The 17,131-nt window shown below is 56.4% G+C and carries 13 protein-coding genes; 6 read left to right on the forward strand and 7 right to left on the reverse strand.

Going from position 1 to position 17,131, the window contains the following annotated elements; translation table 11 throughout:
* Positions 1–4: 4 nt before the first annotated feature.
* The 3 genes from L1F29_RS30885 to L1F29_RS30895 form a co-directional block, all read right to left on the reverse strand.
* Complete coding sequence (locus tag L1F29_RS30885; protein ID WP_258385831.1) at positions 5–883, reverse strand: carbohydrate ABC transporter permease; 879 nt, start codon at positions 881–883, stop codon at positions 5–7.
* Between the two features lie 10 nt (positions 884–893).
* Positions 894–1,835 (reverse strand): carbohydrate ABC transporter permease, encoded by a 942-nt coding sequence (locus L1F29_RS30890; RefSeq protein ID WP_258385832.1) that lies wholly within the window; start codon positions 1,833–1,835, stop codon positions 894–896.
* A 142-nt stretch (positions 1,836–1,977) separates the two neighbouring features.
* Complete coding sequence (locus L1F29_RS30895) at positions 1,978–3,453, reverse strand: ABC transporter substrate-binding protein (RefSeq protein ID WP_258385833.1); 1,476 nt, start codon at positions 3,451–3,453, stop codon at positions 1,978–1,980.
* A 174-nt stretch (positions 3,454–3,627) separates the two neighbouring features.
* Here L1F29_RS30895 and L1F29_RS30900 point away from each other — a divergent pair, with 174 nt between their 5' ends.
* Positions 3,628–4,554, forward strand: coding sequence for a cache domain-containing protein (locus tag L1F29_RS30900; RefSeq protein WP_258385834.1), 927 nt, complete (start codon positions 3,628–3,630; stop codon positions 4,552–4,554).
* Here L1F29_RS30900 and L1F29_RS30905 read toward each other — a convergent pair.
* Both L1F29_RS30905 and L1F29_RS30910 read right to left on the reverse strand, forming a co-directional pair.
* Positions 4,538–6,301, reverse strand: coding sequence for a sensor histidine kinase (locus L1F29_RS30905; protein WP_258385835.1), 1,764 nt, complete (start codon positions 6,299–6,301; stop codon positions 4,538–4,540). The genes L1F29_RS30900 and L1F29_RS30905 overlap by 17 nt on opposite strands.
* Before the next feature lie 14 nt (positions 6,302–6,315).
* The gene (locus L1F29_RS30910; protein WP_258385836.1) at positions 6,316–7,107 is read right to left on the reverse strand and encodes a response regulator transcription factor; all 792 of its coding nucleotides are present in this window, start codon (positions 7,105–7,107) and stop codon (positions 6,316–6,318) included.
* Positions 7,108–7,782: 675 nt separating this feature from the next.
* Between L1F29_RS30910 and L1F29_RS30915 the strand changes: the two genes are divergently transcribed.
* Together L1F29_RS30915 and L1F29_RS30920 are read left to right on the forward strand one after the other, a co-directional pair.
* On the forward strand, positions 7,783–10,050 hold the full coding sequence (locus tag L1F29_RS30915; protein WP_258385837.1) for a PrsW family glutamic-type intramembrane protease: 2,268 nt from the start codon (positions 7,783–7,785) through the stop codon (positions 10,048–10,050).
* Complete coding sequence (locus L1F29_RS30920) at positions 10,051–10,377, forward strand: hypothetical protein (RefSeq protein ID WP_258385838.1); 327 nt, start codon at positions 10,051–10,053, stop codon at positions 10,375–10,377.
* 428 nt (positions 10,378–10,805) lie between these two features.
* On the opposite strand, the gene L1F29_RS30925 is transcribed toward L1F29_RS30920, so the two are convergent.
* Positions 10,806–11,918 carry a glycosyltransferase WbsX family protein gene (locus L1F29_RS30925; RefSeq protein ID WP_258385839.1) on the reverse strand — a complete coding sequence of 371 codons (1,113 nt, stop codon included), beginning with the start codon at positions 11,916–11,918 and terminating at the stop codon, positions 10,806–10,808.
* A gap of 147 nt (positions 11,919–12,065) precedes the next feature.
* Between L1F29_RS30925 and L1F29_RS30930 the strand changes: the two genes are divergently transcribed.
* Together L1F29_RS30930 and L1F29_RS30935 are read left to right on the forward strand one after the other, a co-directional pair.
* The gene (locus L1F29_RS30930; protein ID WP_258385840.1) at positions 12,066–13,001 is read left to right on the forward strand and encodes a helix-turn-helix domain-containing protein; all 936 of its coding nucleotides are present in this window, start codon (positions 12,066–12,068) and stop codon (positions 12,999–13,001) included.
* Positions 13,002–13,179: 178 nt separating this feature from the next.
* On the forward strand, positions 13,180–13,401 hold the full coding sequence (locus L1F29_RS30935; RefSeq protein WP_258385841.1) for a DUF2905 domain-containing protein: 222 nt from the start codon (positions 13,180–13,182) through the stop codon (positions 13,399–13,401).
* Between the two features lie 193 nt (positions 13,402–13,594).
* Here the strand turns inward: L1F29_RS30935 and L1F29_RS30940 are convergent, their stop codons facing one another.
* On the reverse strand, positions 13,595–16,144 hold the full coding sequence (locus L1F29_RS30940) for a beta-mannosidase (RefSeq protein WP_258385842.1): 2,550 nt from the start codon (positions 16,142–16,144) through the stop codon (positions 13,595–13,597).
* Positions 16,145–16,280: 136 nt separating this feature from the next.
* On the opposite strand from L1F29_RS30940, the gene L1F29_RS30945 reads away from it, so the two are divergent.
* On the forward strand, positions 16,281–17,126 hold the full coding sequence (locus tag L1F29_RS30945) for a helix-turn-helix domain-containing protein (protein WP_258385843.1): 846 nt from the start codon (positions 16,281–16,283) through the stop codon (positions 17,124–17,126).
* The last annotated feature ends 5 nt before the right edge of the window (positions 17,127–17,131 follow it).

Raw genomic sequence — 17,131 nt, forward strand, 5'->3', positions numbered from 1 at the left:
CCCGTCATCCCTTAATGCCGGAGAAGGTAAACCCTTGCATAATATATTTCTGGAAGAATAGAAACAGAATCGCCGGCGGGATGATCGAGAATGTCAGGGCGATAAACTGGATATCGAGCGTCGTCGTCCCCTTCATGTTGTAGATGGCCACGATGACCGTCCAGAGCGACTTCTCCTTCAGCACCATATACGGCCAGAAGAAATCCGACCAGGTCCCGTGAATGGTAAAGATCGTCACCGCCATCATGACGGGCTTGCTGAGCGGCAGAACGATGCGGCGGAAGATGCCGAGCGGGCTGCAGCCATCCATGCGGGCCGCTTCGATGAGCGCCTGCGGGATGTTATCGAAGAACCCTTTAAACACGATGACGAAGAACGCATTGGCGCCGGCCATCATCCACATCGGCCAGAAGGTGTTGCTGAAGTTAAGGTGCAGCACGGGAAAATCGATAATATTCTTGAAGATCGGCACCATGCCGAGCGTATTGGGCAGCAGCATCGTCCAGAGCACCATGCCGAAGACGACCGCGCTGCCTTTGGGCCGCAGCTTGGAAAGAAAATAGCCGAGCAGGCCGTTAAACGTGAGCGCGAAGAACAGGCACCCTGCGGTAACGATGAGCGTATTCCAGTACAGCCTGCCAAAATCAAGCAGCTTCCACGTGCTTACAACCTTGGACAGATCATATGTCTTCGGAATGATCGTCGGGGGAATGGTGAAGAACTCCTTCACGTCCTTCAAGCTGGAGAGCATAATCCATAGAGGCGGGAGCAGGCAGACGAGCGATACCGCCGCCATGAAGGCGAACAACCCCCAATACAGCAGCTTCACGCCCGGCCGCTTCATGTCCAGCGTACTGATGATGCCGTTTGTCTGTTTTGCCATATCGTCACCTCTAATCGTCGCCGTTAAATTTTTTGTTCAGCTTGAAGTAAATGATCGTGAACAGCAGCAGGAACACGAAGGTAATGACGCCCACCGCAAGCGATCGGCCCGCTTCGAAATACCGGAACGCATAGAAATAGCTCTGCAGCATCAGCGACATCGACGCGTTGTTCGGCCCGCCCTCCGTCATCGTCAGCGGCTCGTACATCACCTGGAACACCCCGATGATTTGGAGCACCAGCAGGATCGAGATGATCGGCGAAATTTGCGGCAGCGTAATATGCCATACCCGCTTCCATATGCCCGCGCCGTCGATCGACGCGGCCTCGTACAGCTCGGGATTGACCCCCTGCAGGCTGGCCAGATAGAGGATGACGGAGGTGCCGAAGCCCCGCCAGGTCATCGTGATGACGATCAGCATAATCGTCCAATCGGGATTTTGCATCCAGGCGGCGGAAGCGAGTCCGAGCTTGTTCATGAGCATGTTGAGCAGCCCGCTCGGTCCCGGATCGAAGATGAAAACCCACAATAGAGCGGCCGCAATGCCAGGTACCATACTGGGGAAGTAGACCGAAAATTTAAAGAAGGTCTGTAGGTGGATCATTTCATTGATGAGAATCGCGATGATGATCGGAACGGCAAAGCCGATCACAATGGACCAGAGGACGTAGAAGATCGTGTTGATGAACGTCTGCTGAAAGACGGAGTTGCTCATGACGTCGATGTAGTTTTGCAGGCCGATGAACTTGACCGCGTCATATCCCTTCGTCTGCTGGAAGGAAAGAATGAATCCCGATATGAGCGGCTGCCAGGAAAACACGGTGAAGAAAACAATGCTCGGCAGGATCAGCATCCATGCGGGCAATTCCTGCAGGAAGCGCCTGATCCGCCTCCATGCGCGGCCGTCGCCCGTCCGGATAGCCGGCTGCGGCTTAGTATTCGGGACATTCATCGCTTCTTCTCCTGTTCATGTAAGTTGTGGCAAGCTTCTAATGGAATAGAAGAGTCCGCGGCGGCAGCCGGCCGGCGAGGCCGTTAGCCGATTGCCCGCCGCGAAGACCTCTCCCTCTCAAACCTGCGGCCTATCGCCGCAATTAGTTCGCCTTGTCCAGATAATCCCGCTGGAAGTCGGCGGCGGCTTTGTCCAGCAGCGCCTTCGGATCGGCGTTCTGATTGGTCAGAACCGCCTGAATGACGCCGTCCAGCAGTTTGTACAGCTCCTGCGCGTTGACCGGCACCTCCGGCTTGATCGTTACGCCTTCGTTGCCGATGTAGTCGTTCCACAGCGCCATATCGACGTTCGTATGCTTGTCGTAGATGGCTTGCTCCGCCTGCAGGCGGTCTTCGTTGATCCATACCTTGAGCGCCTGCGGGCCGACGATGCGGCTAAGCGAGGCATCGTTCTGCAGCGATTCCTCAAGCCCCTTCAGTGATTCCGGGGACGCCTCGGGCGAGAAGCCCTTGATCTTCAGCCAATCCAGCCCGGCCTTGATCTGCTCCTTCGAGCTGTTCGGCGAGAACATGAACAGTCCGCCCCCGGCAAGCGAGATCCGTCCGACCGGACCGCCCGGCACCCGGGACATCGCCAGATTGTCCTTGCTCATCTTGTAATCGTTGATCGGCGTGTTCTTCCAGTCTGCCGTGCCGAAGCTCATGCCGACCTGATCCGTCCCGAACATCCGGAACAGGTCGTTCACGTCGACCAGCACGTTATCGGTCAGCACGTTATGCTTCCACTTCATGTCCTTGATCAGCTGCAGCGCTTCGGCCGCCTCCGGGCTGTTGAAGACGGCCTTCCACTTGCCGCCCTCCTGCACCACGAATTCCGCCCCGTACGACCAGGCGATGTTCATGAACTGCCAGCCGCCCTGATTGTTCTTCGTCGGCAGGAAGAATCCCGGCTTGCCCGTCTTCTCCTTGATCGTCTTGGCCATCTGGACCAGCTCTTCGTATGTTTGCGGAAACCGCGGCGCCTCGCCGTCCTTCATCAAGCCCGCCTGCTTCAGCAAATTGACGTTGTACCAAATCCCCATAAAATAACCGCTGGATGGCACGCCGAACGTTTTGCCGTCCTTCTGCATAATTGCCAGCATATCCGGGTTGAGCATCGTATCGTAGTTGTACTCCTTCAACACGTCGGTTATATCTGCGGCGTAGCCTGCGCCAATGATCTTCTGCGGCTCGGTGAACCAGGTGGCGAACAGATTCGGCAGCTGTCCGCTCTCCGCCTTGGGCAGAAACGTATTCGTGTCGTATTCGAAATTTTCCGTTTTCATCTCAATGTGCGGATACATGGTTTCGAACGTTTTCTTCCATCCTTCGGCTTGCGCGAGCGTCGCATCGGTCGGCTTCGGCCAATCCCCGTTCGCGAACACGAAGTTGGCCGGGGGCGTCTGTTCCCCGCCTTCCGCTTCGCCTGTATTGGCAGACCCGCCATCGACCCGCTTCCCGTTCGATTCCTTCTCTCCCCCGGCTTCATTGCCGCCCTTGCTGCTCGTAGGCGCGCAGGCAGCCAGCACCAGCGTAAGAATAAGCATGACCGCCAGCAGGAGCGATCCGTTCTTCTTCATCAATCGTCAACACCCTTTCTCGTGAGCGGAATCTGGTTACGACCTTCATAATAGCGCTTTCATAAAAGGATAAAAATGAGGCGTTCCTGCTAAAAGGTGGAGCATCCTGCTCTGTTTGAAAGCGCTTCAACAACTTCCTTCGGATGTGCTATACTCTTCCTGGAGGTGAGCGCCGTGTTTGCGCTGTTGTCCCGCAGAATTATTGTCACCCTGATGACAACCGCAATCATCGGCGTGACGATCGTCGGTGCGGTCTCGTATTATTTCTCCGCCTATCTGATCCGTTCCGAGTTCAGCAGTATCGTCAGCCACTTCTACGACACGTCCGCGGGCAACCTGACTCGGTTTCTCACCTATACGGAGGAGACGGTGAAGGTCATTGCCAACAATGCCACGGTCATGTCCGCCATCCGCTCGCCTGGCTATATGACCGAGGTGTCCGAAGTGTTGAACGGGATGGTCTACAACCTGAATGCCGATATCCGCGGCGCCGCCATCTATTCTTTGCAGGGCTACACTTACACGCCGACGAATTATTCGGACATTCCTTCCCTGGAGCAGCTGCGTGCCAACCCCGATTTCGAACGGTTCTACACGGATCCGTCCTCCAGGGGCGAATGGATGTACCGGGACGGCGCCGACTTGTCCTACTATGCCCTGCGGTATGCCAAGGACGGCATCCTCTCCTACGTCATGAAAATTCCCGAGAACGCCGAGCAGCCGCTGGCCATCCTGGTTGCGGATATTGACGGGACCAAGCTGGCGCAATATTTTCAAACGACGAACGCCCTATTCCGCAGCGCCGCGATCGATATTCAACGCATAGAGCGAAAGCCTGCGCACAGCGGCCCGGTCGCAGCCGAGAACGATACATCCGTCGTGATCCGGAGCCTTGTACATGATTCGAATATCGCGCTGACGCTATCGGTTCCGCTCGCCAATGCCAAGGAGCCGCTGCAGGAATTGCGCTGGACGATAGGTCTGCTGGCGCTTCTGTCCGCCGCCGCGGCCGCCTATGCCTTCCGCCGGTTGAGAAGCGCCATCGTCCGGCCGCTGGCTCTCCTGTATAAGAAGATGCGCCGGTTCAGCTCATCCGCCTAGGCGCATTCCGGGCTTCGACCCTGACCGTGACCGTCGTCCCGCGTCCATGGCTGCTGTCAATCTGAATGCCGCAGCGTGAGCCATATTCCAGCTTAATCCGCTCATCTACATTGCGGATGCCGTAGCCTCCGCCTTTGTAAGAGGTATCCTGCTGCATGCCATGCAGCCCTGCGGGATCGAAGCCGATTCCGTCATCCTGAACCTCGAATACCAGATCCTTACGGTCGCGGTATCCCTTGATCCGCAGCTGTCCTTTGCCCCGCTTCTGGCCGATCCCATGCTTGATCGCGTTTTCGACGAGCGGCTGCAGAATGATTTTTAGAACGGCATCGTCCGTAATCTCCTCATCCACCTCGTAGGTCACCTCGAATTTGTCAGGGAACCGCATCTCTTCCAGCGTCATATAGCTCTTGATGATGCCGAGCTCTTCTTTGACCGTGATGTACTTATCGCCTTTATGCAGACTGAGCCGGTAGAAGCTGGCCAGCGCGATGATCATTCTCTCAATCGTCGGCTGATCGTTCATCTTGGCGATCCAGCCGATCGCATCCAGCGTGTTATACAGGAAGTGCGGGTTGATCTGCGCCTGCAGCGCGATCAGCTCCGTCTCCCGCTGCCGGTCCTTGTCCTCGTTGTTGCGGGCGATCAGCTCCTCGATCCGGACGACCATATCGTTGAAGCTGTTCTCCAGCAGGGCCAGCTCGTCGTTATTCTGCCATTGGACGTAGGGACGCGCAGTGCTGCCGCTTTCCCGGTATTTGCGGATGATGCGCGCAAGCCGGTTAACGGGCGTCACGATCCGCTTGGACACATACCACGATACGGCGAAGCCGGCCGCAATGAGCACCGCTTGAAGCACATACGCATACCGTTTGATATGCCCCAGCCGCTTGAACAGCTCTTGCTGAGACACCATGCTGACGATGTGCCAGTTCAGCCCGTTCTTCTGCACATCTCCTGTCAGCCGATAGTTGAAAATAATCGCCGGATCGCCCTTCAGCTCCGTCATCTTGTAGCCGTCGCCGCCGACCTGGAACAGCTCCGGCTCGTAAATCGCCGTTCCCGCCTGCGCCGGATCAGGGGCCGACAGCACATACCTGTCTTCCGACAGCAGCATTGCATTCCCCCAATCGGAGAACACCATATTTTTATACACATCGTATAGCGCCCTCTCCCGGATATACACGACCAAATAGCCAAGCCGCTGCCCAGTGTTGAAATTGTAATACTTCCTGCCGAGCATCAGGTACGGCTGCCCTTCACCGTCTCTTCGCACGTCTCCCCATACCGGCGTGTTCGATTCGCGGACCCGCTTCAGGAAGAACGGATCCGGCGCTCCGACGTCCGCTCCGCCGCCATAGCCGTAATAGCGCCCGTCTTCGGTCACGATCGCGATGCTGCGCACGACGCTAGTGTTGATGTTCATCGCATCCAGGATTTTGGCGATCGCGGCCTCCTTCTGTTCCTCGGTTGCCTTGCTGTCCAAGACGGCGCGGTAAACCTCCCTCTTGGTCAGCAGCCGGACGGACAGCATATTCACCTCCCCCAGCAGAAATTCGAATCCGGTCTGGGCCTTCTCCTGATTCATCATGACATAGTTGTACATGAATTCGCGCACCGCCTTCTGCGTCAGCCAGCTCGTCGCCTGAAACAGCAGTACCGAGGACAGCAGCAGGACGGCGAACAGCAGAGCCAATACTTTCGAGCCGACGCTCCAATGCTTCCAAGTCCGAAATCGTACGTTCACAGGGCTGCGCTCCTTTATTCATATAGCGTGCTTTTCACAAATTCGCGGGGCGTCAATCCGGTAGCTTTCTTGAACAGCTGCCCGAAATAGCGATGATCCTGATAGCCGACCATTGCGCTGACTTCATAGATTTTATAGGTCCGTTCCTTCAGAAACCGCTTCGCCTGCCCGATCCGGTATTCCGTGACGTAATCGACAACCGTGCAGTGCATGTCTTCCTTGAAGAGATGCATCAAGTAAGAGGGGCTGATATGCAGCTGCTCCGCGATGGCCGCAATCGACAGCTCCTCGGCGTAATGCCCGTGTATGTAAGCCACCGCCTGATCGATCAGCGGGGAAGCGGACTTCGTCTTGCGCATCCGGACAGTCTTCAAGACCGCGACGAGATTGGCGTAAACCTTCTCCTTCCCCAGCCGTGCAACCGTCCTCTCCCCCGCGATCCGGCCCACGACGCGCTCCAGCACTTCTTCCAGCTTGTCGTTCTCGACCGGCTTCAGCAAATATTCCGCCGCGCCGTATCGGATCGCTCCCTTCGCATATTCGAAATCGCCGTAGCCGCTCAGCACGATGAAGCTGACATCCAGCCTGCTGTCCTTCACCTGCTTCATCATCTCGATGCCGTCTAGGAACGGCATCTTAATATCGGTAATAATGATCTCCGGACGGTGTTTCAGCGCCTCCTCCAGCCCGGTCTGCCCGTCCTCCGCCTCCCCGACGATCTCGATTCCGAGCCGTTCCCACGCAATCGTCTTCCGCAGTCCCAGCCGCACCAAGTATTCGTCATCGACAATCAATGCTTTAATCACGATATAGCCTCCTATTCGTAAAAACGCTTTCATGATTGCATATCCTATTCTACCTGCTGCCTTCCATTCCAACAATTAGGGTCTTCTCCTATTCGATTCTAATCGGCGTTAAAGGTCGGTTAACGCCGGATCGGCTTCGTACGGCTCGTGAGTAAGGGCTGCACGGGAGGCCGGCATATGCCATGAACAAGCAACGAGGCGGGACACCCACCCTGGGTCATGCCTCCCGGCTTGCCGCTTCCAATTCCTCCTATCGGCCCGCTATCCAAAATTTGGATCGCATCTTACAATAGAATGAGCCCGGCTGCATGTTACTTTCCGTCACGCCGGATGAATGGCTTCGACTTCGGCAGCCTTTTACAAATGGTAAGCTCCTATTCGATCCTAACTATTAACTGGGATTCGGATTGCACGAATATGAACGCCGCATGCCCGCCACGCATGCCTCAGATGGCGAGGAGGGGCCAAGAAGGTGCAGAAACATGCATAATCGAAGGGAGCGGCTTATAAAGATATAACCTATCAGGTGTATTGAAGCTTATCCTGAATATTAATAACCGTAACCATATAACCCAACGAAGTAGTTTCATAGGGGAATTCTGGTTAACCATTATTATTTGATCCGGGAAAATAAGGAACTCGGCAGGTGCCGCAGGGAGGTAAACCTTTCGTCTCTTGTTCCGCGGGTCTGATCAGCGAGAGGAGGCGTCCGTCACGAGTACGATCTGGCAGCTTCGCAGCGGAATTCGTGATATGCTGGAGGCGGCATACCGGTTCATCCTGGTCCTGATTAAGAAATATCCGTTCATCCGAACGACGTACACGATTTTTTCATGGATTTCGCTGATTGTCTTTATCGTCAGTCTATTCGTTGTCCCAGACTCCCGTAAGATGCTCGTGCAATATTTATGGTCCTTCTACGTTTTGATTCAGTTCTGGGTGTTATGCCGGAGCAAGACGCTGCCCTGGAAGCCCGTGGCGCTGTTCGTCCTGTCGGGCGTTCTGTTCGTCGTGCCATTCACCGCGCTGACGATGAATGGCCTGCATGCGATATTCGGCGGGAGGACGAACGACACGTGGTCGGTTGCCGTCATGACGCCGATCTTCGAGGAGCTGTGGAAGCTGCTCCCGCTCGGGGCGTTCCTTCTCTTCTCCAGACGGGCATCCGCGCTCAGCCTCGGCGATTACGCGTTGATCGGCGGCGCCACCGGCGTCGGCTTTCAATTGATGGAGGAATTGTCGCGGCGGTGGGTTAATTCCGGGGGCTTCTCGGATAAGTTCGGCTACAGCTTCACCATCTTCGGCGGCGAGACGATCCATTGGGATTTCTTCTCCCTGTTCCCGGGGCGGTTCGAGGAAAGCATCCTGCCTTCGATGATGACCGTCGGCCACCCCGTCATCACCGCCATGATCGCGCTCGCGATCGGAATCGCTCACCGGCTGCGGCCAAAGCTAAGCATGGCGGTCTACCTATTCCCGATGATCTTTCTCGCCTGGGGAATTCTCGACCATGCCGCCTACAACGGCCAGAACCGGCTGCCGGAGTGGATTCTGACGATTCACGAATGGACGGGAAGCGGCTACCGGACGCGCTCGGCCTTCCTTCTTATGCTGGCGGCGGCGGTCTCGGCGGATTATTGGGCACTCAATAAAATCCGGCGGAAGCTGCCGTCTTTGCCGGGCGAGCTGCCGCTCAACCCGTTCTCCGAGCTGTGGAATATGACGGCGGCTCTCTTCCGGGACCGCGGCCGCTTCGTCCATTGGCTCGGCTTCTACCGGGAACGCCGGGAGCTCGGGTTCATTCTGCTCTACGGCAACAGCGAAGCCGCAGGAAGAGGAGATCCGGTCCGGGAACGGATGCAGGCGTTCTACCGGATTGTGGCCGGTCTGGCTCTGCTGCTGCTGACAGCCGGTTTGTTCGCGGGCATGAGTGTCTATGCGGCAGGCGGCCAGGATTCGGCCTGCTTTGCCTGCCTCTTCGATAGTTTGCAGAATTGGTGGGATCGCCTGGAATGGTATGAACAGGGGGCGATTGTGCTCGGCGCGCTGGCGTTATCGTTACTATTCGTCGGATTCTGGCCTGCGCTCGGCATTGCGATGACCGTATGGGGCGTCGCCGGCAGCGGCCACGAAATCGCCGGTTATATACGCGATCCCAAGAAGCTGCTGACGCCGGAGAACGCCGCCGCCGTGCTTGTCGGCATCGCGATCAGCCGGATCCCGTTCGGCCGGGCCTTCGCCTGGGCGGGAAAGAAGGGGGCCGGGTATTGGCGCAAGCTGCTTGACCGGATCGGCTTCCGCAAGCCCGGGAAACCGGAGGTGCCCGTCCCCGTCAAGCCCAAGCCGGATGTCCCGGGCCCGGACCGGACGCCGGACGGGCCGGAGAAGCCCGATGATAAACCGAACGAGAAGCCCAATGAGAAGCCGGGCGGAGACAAACCGGATCATGATAAACCGGATGACGACAAGCCGGATGAAAAACCGGACGGTGACCGCGATGACGGCACAACCGCCTTCGACCGCTCGGATTACCGCGAGGTTGAAATTGTAGACAGCAAGAACAGCCCGATCGGCGAGTTTGACCAGGTTGATATGGAAAAGAAGATTTTTTACGAGGACAAATCCGCGGAAGGACTGCATCGCGTCAACCCGAAGACCGGACTGCCCGCTCAGACGCCGCAGGAGTTCGCCGACAAGCAGATTCTCGGCAAGACGCGGACGCGTATTCACAATCTGATGAACAATGCCGCTACGACCCGGCCGAAAGCAACCGGTACGCCGGAGGTGCCGACACTGGATGAGATCCGCACCATACGCGATTTCGTCTTCCGGCTGGACGGCGATACCCCGGCGCTTAGAACGGCGGTCGAGAACAGCATGAATCAGCTGCGCACAGAATTTCCGGATTACACATTCAATGCTACGTTTGGAGGGAAGCCATAGATGTCAGTAAGTGCTTTTATACCCCATCCCGAAAATGAGGAAGAGCTCGGCTTCAACGTGCCGGTAGCCTCCGAAGCGTTCTTCAATGCCTACTGGATGCCCGCCGCGGAAGAGCTGAACCTGCAGTGGGTTCCGATCTTCTCGACCGGCATCGACATCTCGGAGGAGGATCTCCCGGACGTGCTCGGCGAGCTGAACCGTCTGAAGCAGTGGGCCGCCGGCCGCGGCGGCGAGGAGATGGAGCAGATGCTGAGCCGGATCGATATGCTCATAACCCGGCTGCCCCTAGCCTACGAGCGCGAAGGCGCCGTCGTTTATATTGGGTGAGTGCTGCAATTAAGCTGCCTTTTGAGGCTCATATCAATCTAATGGGGTCCAATCGTCGCTCGCCGCGCAACGCGGATAAACTAACGGACATTCATTCCGTTAGTTTATCCGCGTTGGATTCTGACGAGTGCTAGCGGACATGAAAGCCCTTATGGGAGCAAAAATGCGGTCCAAACGGCAGGGCTTAATACAATTAGCGGACCTGATGTCCTCAAGCCGCTGCAAACCGGTCAAAAATCGGTGAATAGCGAATCCTATGTCCATAACGCTCAGCCGTTCAACGAACTGCACCTTGCAACTTGCTGCCGCAGCCTTTGAACCGTGCCTGGGCGGACAGAGGCAATCGACTCGTCCACTTGCGCATCGGCACAAAGCAAAAAAGCGTCAGCCCGCCAATATTCTGGCGGGCCGACGCTTTTGCCGTTCCGTTAATCTTCCGAAAGAAACACTTGTTTGACGGCATTCAGATAACCGTATCCATATAGATCATCCGGCTGCAGGTAGCTGGTTTCCGTCCATTCGTTCCAGCTGTTGATGACGACGAGCGGATGCCGTTCAGGATGCGAATCGGCATAATCTTTCGCCTTCTGGAACGCTTTCTGCACATTCTCCGGCGTGTTGTTCTTCACGATGCCCGGACGGAATCCCTGAAACCTCGGATTGTTGTCCCAGCCGAGGGAGATGTGCGGATAATAGGGAATGTCATAGGCTTGGTCGATCCGCTCCCATTCCTTGACGACATCCTCCATAATTTCATTGTAATCCCGGTCGATATTGACGAAGTGAACGAATTGATAGTGGGACATACTGTCGAACCCAAGAAATTTCACGATCTCGCTGGTCGTGGCGGTCCGCTCCCCGTCGACGCCGCTGAGATTGAAATTTTGCTCGCTCCACATCGTCAACTGCAGATGAAGCCCCGGCAATCCCGCCTGAACGCAGCGCTCGCGAAACCACTCGAACGCTTCTTTGGTTGCATCCGCGCCGCCCAAGCCCTTCATCAGATTGGCGAGATCGTAAATCATAAAGACCGGCTTGCCGTCCAGCGTGTAGTAGGACGGATGCTTAAAATACTTCTCGATCAGCCGGTCGGCGATCTTCTCGAATTCCGCTCTATCCACCGCAGCGTCCCAAATCATATTTTCTTCGTCATGGGAAATCCGGATATCCCACACATTCATGACGTTGTGATTGGCCCACATGAGGTAGAATTTCACCCGGTCGTTGTTCTTCGCTTGCAGGTATCCGTTATTCAGGCACTGCTCCAGGAACGGCCGCTTGTCATACCAATACCAATCGTAAATAAAGACGTTGACGCCATTGTCGGCCGCCGCATTGATTTGCATCTCCATCACATAGGGGTCGGCTTCATTGACATACCCCCACAGCGGCTTGCGCGGCCAATTATGCTCGGGAAACTTCTTCACCGCGTTTTTAACGGATTGCCACTCCCCAATTCCTTCCGGCCAGAACATCCTCGTTCTGGGCTCGTCTCCCGTATACGATGGCCAGATGAATGCAGCTACATCATACTTGCTCATACATTTCCCCTCCCTATCAGTCGAGTGATCCGATGCAATAGATTACATTGCAGCTCACCATCATTGTATAATGGACCTAACTGCAATTTTAACGGGGAAACAGGACATCTATCAGGTTCAGATGACAGATCGACAGGAGATGCAACGATGCCTCCCAAACGAACGACGAAGCACTATCCGACGAACGAAGTATTGAAGCAAGACGCCTTTCTGACCATCATGGATGTCTACGAGCATCACTGGCTGCTGGAGCATACGCATGATTTTCCGGAAATCATCTGCGTGCTGGGCGGCAATGGGACGCAGTATATCAACGGAACCGCCGTCACCGCGAAGGCAGGGGATATCTATCTGATCCCCGTTGGAACGACGCATGTCTTTCGTCCGGCTGCGAAGGCCGATTCCGCGGCCTCCCTGCTCGTCAGAAACGTCATCTTTCGGGCGGAGTGGCTGGATGATCTGACCCGGATCGTGATGGACGAGGAAGTGAAGGAGCTGATCTTCTGGATGCTGGGCAAGCCGGGCTCCGCTGAACAAGGAAGGCCTCCCTGGCTCAAAATCGCCGACACGCAAGCCGAATTCCGCCTGCTGTCCGAACGCATGAAATCGCTCGTTCAGCAGAAACCCCCTCTATTCCGGACCCGTCTGACATCGCGAGTGACCGATCTGTTGGCCTTGCTGTGCATTGCGGCCGGCAGAGGGATCGGACAGCATTCCGATTGGCCGCCGAAGGAGGAGGCGCACCCGGTTAAAGCGCAAATCCTCGCAGCCATCCAAGCCATGCCGCTGGCCGTCGTAACCTTGAAAGAGGTCGCGCGAAAGCTCGATCGGAGCGAGCGCCATCTGTCCAGAATGTTTCAACATCACTTCGGGACGTCCTTCAAGAGCTATATGCAGGACTGCCGGCTGCAGAAGAGCATGCAACTGCTGGCGGAATCGAAGCTTACCGTGAAAGAAATCAGGAGTGAGATCGGCCTGGAGGATGCCAATCACTTCTACTGCATGTTTAAACGCGAGACCGGCATGACGCCCGGGCAGTACCGTAATCGGGAACAAGGCAGCTCCGCTAGCGAAGGAAGATGATGAGCAAGAATGGAATGATCCTTATTCCGCTAGCCGTCGCCTTCCCGGCTTTCAGCATTTCAAAGGCATGTCTCCAGTCGAATTCTCCGCCACTTACGTGCATCTTTGGTTCAGCATCACTTATGGAAGCCCGGCTATTAGCAAATAATGCATCCATGTAATCGAAGGGAGTATGGATATGAATAACGTTCCAAAGTTTCTTGTGGGCGCCGGGGTCGTGCTGATTATCGTGGGTCTGATCTGGATGTTCGTCGGCCGGTTCATTAATCTGGGCAGGCTGCCTGGTGATATTGCCGTCGAAAAAGGGAATTTCAAGTTTTACTTCCCGGTTGTCACCTGTATCGTGATCAGCGTCGTTCTGTCGCTCATTGCGTACATCGTTCGCTTGTTCATGAAGTAGAACCGGCTATCCATCTGTTCACGTCCATCTTCCGGTACACGCCTGTTTCGTTTTCGCCGATGCGATACCATCCTCTCTCTCCGTGTATCTCACCCTTCTCCGGCCGGTTCATCTGCATTCAGTCGCCCCGTACCGCAATTATCGAGGCCGCCCTAACAACGAACAAGGACGGCCCGAATTGTCATTTATTCCTTTAGCAGCTAACCCAACGAACCTCCAGCGGCCCCGCTTCCATTTCCTTGGACCACTCGTAAATGGTTACCGTCCGCGACTCTCCCGGCAGCAGGTCAAAATAATGATCGCTCAGGCGAACATCGTCCGGCAGGTCGAAATGAACGGCGTGGACGAACGTATCGGCGGAGACGGTCACGTGCAGGTTCTCCCCGTCGCGCTCGCTTTCCGTGATCCGGACTCGGACTTCCGGCAGCGCCAGCGTTCGGAAATCCCCGGGACGAAGGACGGCGGGCTGCAGCCGGCCTGGATTCAGAAGCGGAATCGCAACGCAGAGGCCGGCTTCGCCGCCCGCTTCCTTCGCAAAACGGTGAACGACGCCGCGGGAACGGGCGGGAATGGCCACTTCCGCCACGGCTGTCCTGCGGATGCGGCCGTCGTACGACATAAACCCGCATTCGAGTCTCTCTTGGATCGGCGCATCCGTCTCGTTCACGGCCGTCACCTCCACCGTGCCCGCCTGCTCCCTAAGAATCAACTTCCGAGGGGCGAAGGCGCGCTTGACGCCGTAGTAGGACAGCTTTCTTTTCAAATAGTAATCGATAATCGTCCAGCCGACCTCTCCCCAGCAATCGTTGTACATCCAGAACAGCGCGCCGGAGCAGAACGCCTTGCTGCGGATCGATTCCAGCGAATACTGGTACATCAGGCTTTGGCATAGCCCTGCGTACAGCAAATATTCGTTCAGCGTCAAATCGTCCCGGTCCGCGTAATGCTTGCGGATGCCGGCCAAGACGGTATCTTTCTCGAAGGTATTCGTATGAAGCGCCCATGTACGGCTGCTCGTATCGATCTCGGCGCCGCCGAAGTAGGTTTCGATGCTAGAGTAGCGGCACGGCCCGATGTAGCCGTATTCGGAGACGAACTTGGCCTGCACCTCGTCATAGATCTCGGGCGTGATCCGCCGCTCCATATCGGGATTCATCGTCCCGTCATGCCAGTGATGCCTGTCGCCGGAAGCATTGCCGTTCGGCTGCCTCCCGCCATACGGCGAGCTGTTCCAATATGGAATATGCGGGCAGTTCTTGCGGATAAGCTCGGGCGCGATTTCGTTATAGATTACCGCACCGCCGTAGAACCTTGGATGGCGCGAAGCGTTCCACCATTCGTCGAAGCCCCAGTGATTCTCGTTGTTGCCGCACCAGAGCGCAAGCGAAGCATGGTTGCGCAGCCGCCGGGTCTGGTAGTCGATTTCGCGTGCCGTCTCTTCCCGGAACCAGGGCAGATGATCGGGATATTTGCCGCAGGAAAACATGAAATCATGCCAGATGAGAATGCCATACTCGTCGCACTTTTCGTAGAAAATGTCCCGCTCATAGATGCCGCCGCCCCATATCCGCAGCATGTTGAAGTTCGCATCCCGGGCTTCGCGAACGAGCGTATCGTATTTCTCGTCGCTTACGCGGGAGACGACCGAGTCGGCCGGAATCCAGTTGCCGCCTTTGGCGAAGAGCTGCACGCCGTTCACCTCGAACGTGAACTGCCGCTCCCGCTCGCCTGAAGCATTACTCCCGGAAGCTGCGACCAGCTCCGTGTTAAGATGAAGCGTTCGGATGCCGATTCGGAACTCGGGGTATGCCATGGTTTCGCCATTTGCGCGGATGGACGCCCGAACCGTGTACAGCGGCTGTTCTCCCATGCCGTTCGGCCACCACAGCGCAGCGTCGGGGATAACGGCTTCAAGCTCGATATAATTAAAGCCCGAGCGAAGGCATACTTGCTTCGAAAGCTTCGCAGCAGCCGTACTGTCGGGTCCCAGCAGCTCGACCGTCAAGTCGGCTTCCCTGGTTTGGAAAGGATGGGCGTTGTCCGCCTCCACCTCAAACCGGACGACGGCGCTCGGCTCTATCGTTGCCGTCACCGCGCTGATGCTCCGGATGCGGACCTCGCTCTGCGCGTCGAGCCATACGCCGCCCGCGATTCCGCATGTCGCCACGCGCGGCCCCCAATCCCATCCGTAGACGAACTGCGCTTTTCTGATGTTGGCTCGCCGCTCGTCCCCCCGCTTGCGGATCGCCTCGTTCTCCATCATCGCGAGCGTGCCCTCCGTCATGGCGATATCCTGCTCGGATACGTGCTCAAGCCCCGACGTTACGCGGATGAGCAGATCGTTATCCCCTTCGCCGAGCAGCTCCCGGACGTCTGCCGTGAACGGGTAGAAGGCGCTTCGATGATGGCCGAGATGAACGCCGTTCAGCCATATATCGGCCTCGGAATCCAGCGATTCGATATGCAGCGCGATCCGTTCGCGCTGCAGAATGTCAGCCGTCAGCCGAAAGCTCTTGGCGAACCACCAGGATTTCTTCTCCGTCCATTCGCTCGCGAAGCAATTGTCCGCGACAAGCGGCTCCTGAATCAGCCCGTGCTCGATCAGAGGCATATGAATATCGCAGGGAAGCGTTGGCACGGCCAGCCAATCCGCTTGCTTGCTTCTTATGCTCGGAGCCTTCGAAGGATCATAGGACAAATCCTCGAAGGTCAGCCGCCAATCTAAGTTCAAATCCACCTTCATGCGTCAGCCTCTCCCTTATTCGAATATTCCTTTCTATTGATAAGCTATCATGACAGGCTTCATTCTTTCTCCATTTGGGTTGATACAGATTTGCTCTCTATTGATATAATGGAATGAATCGCGAGGAGGCGTGCGGATGCTGAATTTGAAGGTGGAGGATTTAATCGATCCGGAGCTGGAGACGGCGTTCTTTTATCACCGGAAATTGAAATATTGGACGATTACCCACGATCACGACTTCTACGAATGCTTCCTGGTGACGGAAGGGACCGTATACCACGTGGTGAACGGCGTCAGGCAAACGCTCCGCGCAGGAACGCTTGTATTCATACGGCCGCATGACGTTCACAGCTATGAACGGTATGAGAATGAAGAGGTCGAGCTCCTTAACATCAACTTTCGCGTGTCGATGATGCATTCCGCTTTCGCCTACCTGGGGGAGGGAATCGATTCCGCCGGCTTGACGGAAGCCGCGCTGCCCCCTTCCCGGCTGCTCGGAACGGAGGACATGAGAGCGATTCTCCGCTACTATGAACGGATCGGCGGTGCGTACCCCGGCAACAAAGCCGAGGCCCGCGCGTTCGCAAGAAGCATGCTGACAGCTATTTTGCAGCTTCTTGTGCCTGCCCGCCAGGACTCCGGCCCGGATGTGCCGGGCTGGTTGAACGAGCTGCTTGCCGAGATGCGCAAGAGGGAGCGTTTCGCAGAAGGAACTGCTGCCTTCTACCGGCTCGCCCCTTACACGGTCGAACACGTCTGCCGGGAGATGAAGAAGCACTTCGGGATTACGCCGACCGAATGGATCAACGAGCAGCGGCTGTCTTACGCCGCGCTATCGCTTGCCCACAGCGAGGCAGGCATTCTCGATATATGCATGGATTGCGGCTTCTCCAGCCTCAGCTACTTCTACAAAACATTCGCCAAGCGCTTCGGTTCGACGCCCGCCCAATACCGGGCGAAACAGATGACGGCTATCCCTTGAGCCGG

Source organism: Paenibacillus spongiae (genome assembly GCF_024734895.1).
Classification (GTDB): Bacteria; Bacillota; Bacilli; order Paenibacillales; family Paenibacillaceae; genus Paenibacillus_Z; species Paenibacillus_Z spongiae.

Bases quoted from the DNA above. Each gene is read 5' to 3' on its own strand.
- L1F29_RS30940 (WP_258385842.1), bottom strand. From the start codon at position 16,144: ATGAAGGTGGATTTGAACTTAGATTGGCGGCTGACCTTCGAGGATTTG.
- L1F29_RS30885 (WP_258385831.1), bottom strand. From the start codon at position 883: ATGGCAAAACAGACAAACGGCATCATCAGTACGCTGGACATGAAGCGG.
- L1F29_RS30930 (WP_258385840.1), top strand. From the start codon at position 12,066: ATGCCTCCCAAACGAACGACGAAGCACTATCCGACGAACGAAGTATTG.
- L1F29_RS30920 (WP_258385838.1), top strand. From the start codon at position 10,051: ATGTCAGTAAGTGCTTTTATACCCCATCCCGAAAATGAGGAAGAGCTC.
- L1F29_RS30890 (WP_258385832.1), bottom strand. From the start codon at position 1,835: ATGAATGTCCCGAATACTAAGCCGCAGCCGGCTATCCGGACGGGCGAC.
- L1F29_RS30895 (WP_258385833.1), bottom strand. From the start codon at position 3,453: ATGAAGAAGAACGGATCGCTCCTGCTGGCGGTCATGCTTATTCTTACG.
- L1F29_RS30935 (WP_258385841.1), top strand. From the start codon at position 13,180: ATGAATAACGTTCCAAAGTTTCTTGTGGGCGCCGGGGTCGTGCTGATT.
- L1F29_RS30925 (WP_258385839.1), bottom strand. From the start codon at position 11,918: ATGAGCAAGTATGATGTAGCTGCATTCATCTGGCCATCGTATACGGGA.
- L1F29_RS30945 (WP_258385843.1), top strand. From the start codon at position 16,281: ATGCTGAATTTGAAGGTGGAGGATTTAATCGATCCGGAGCTGGAGACG.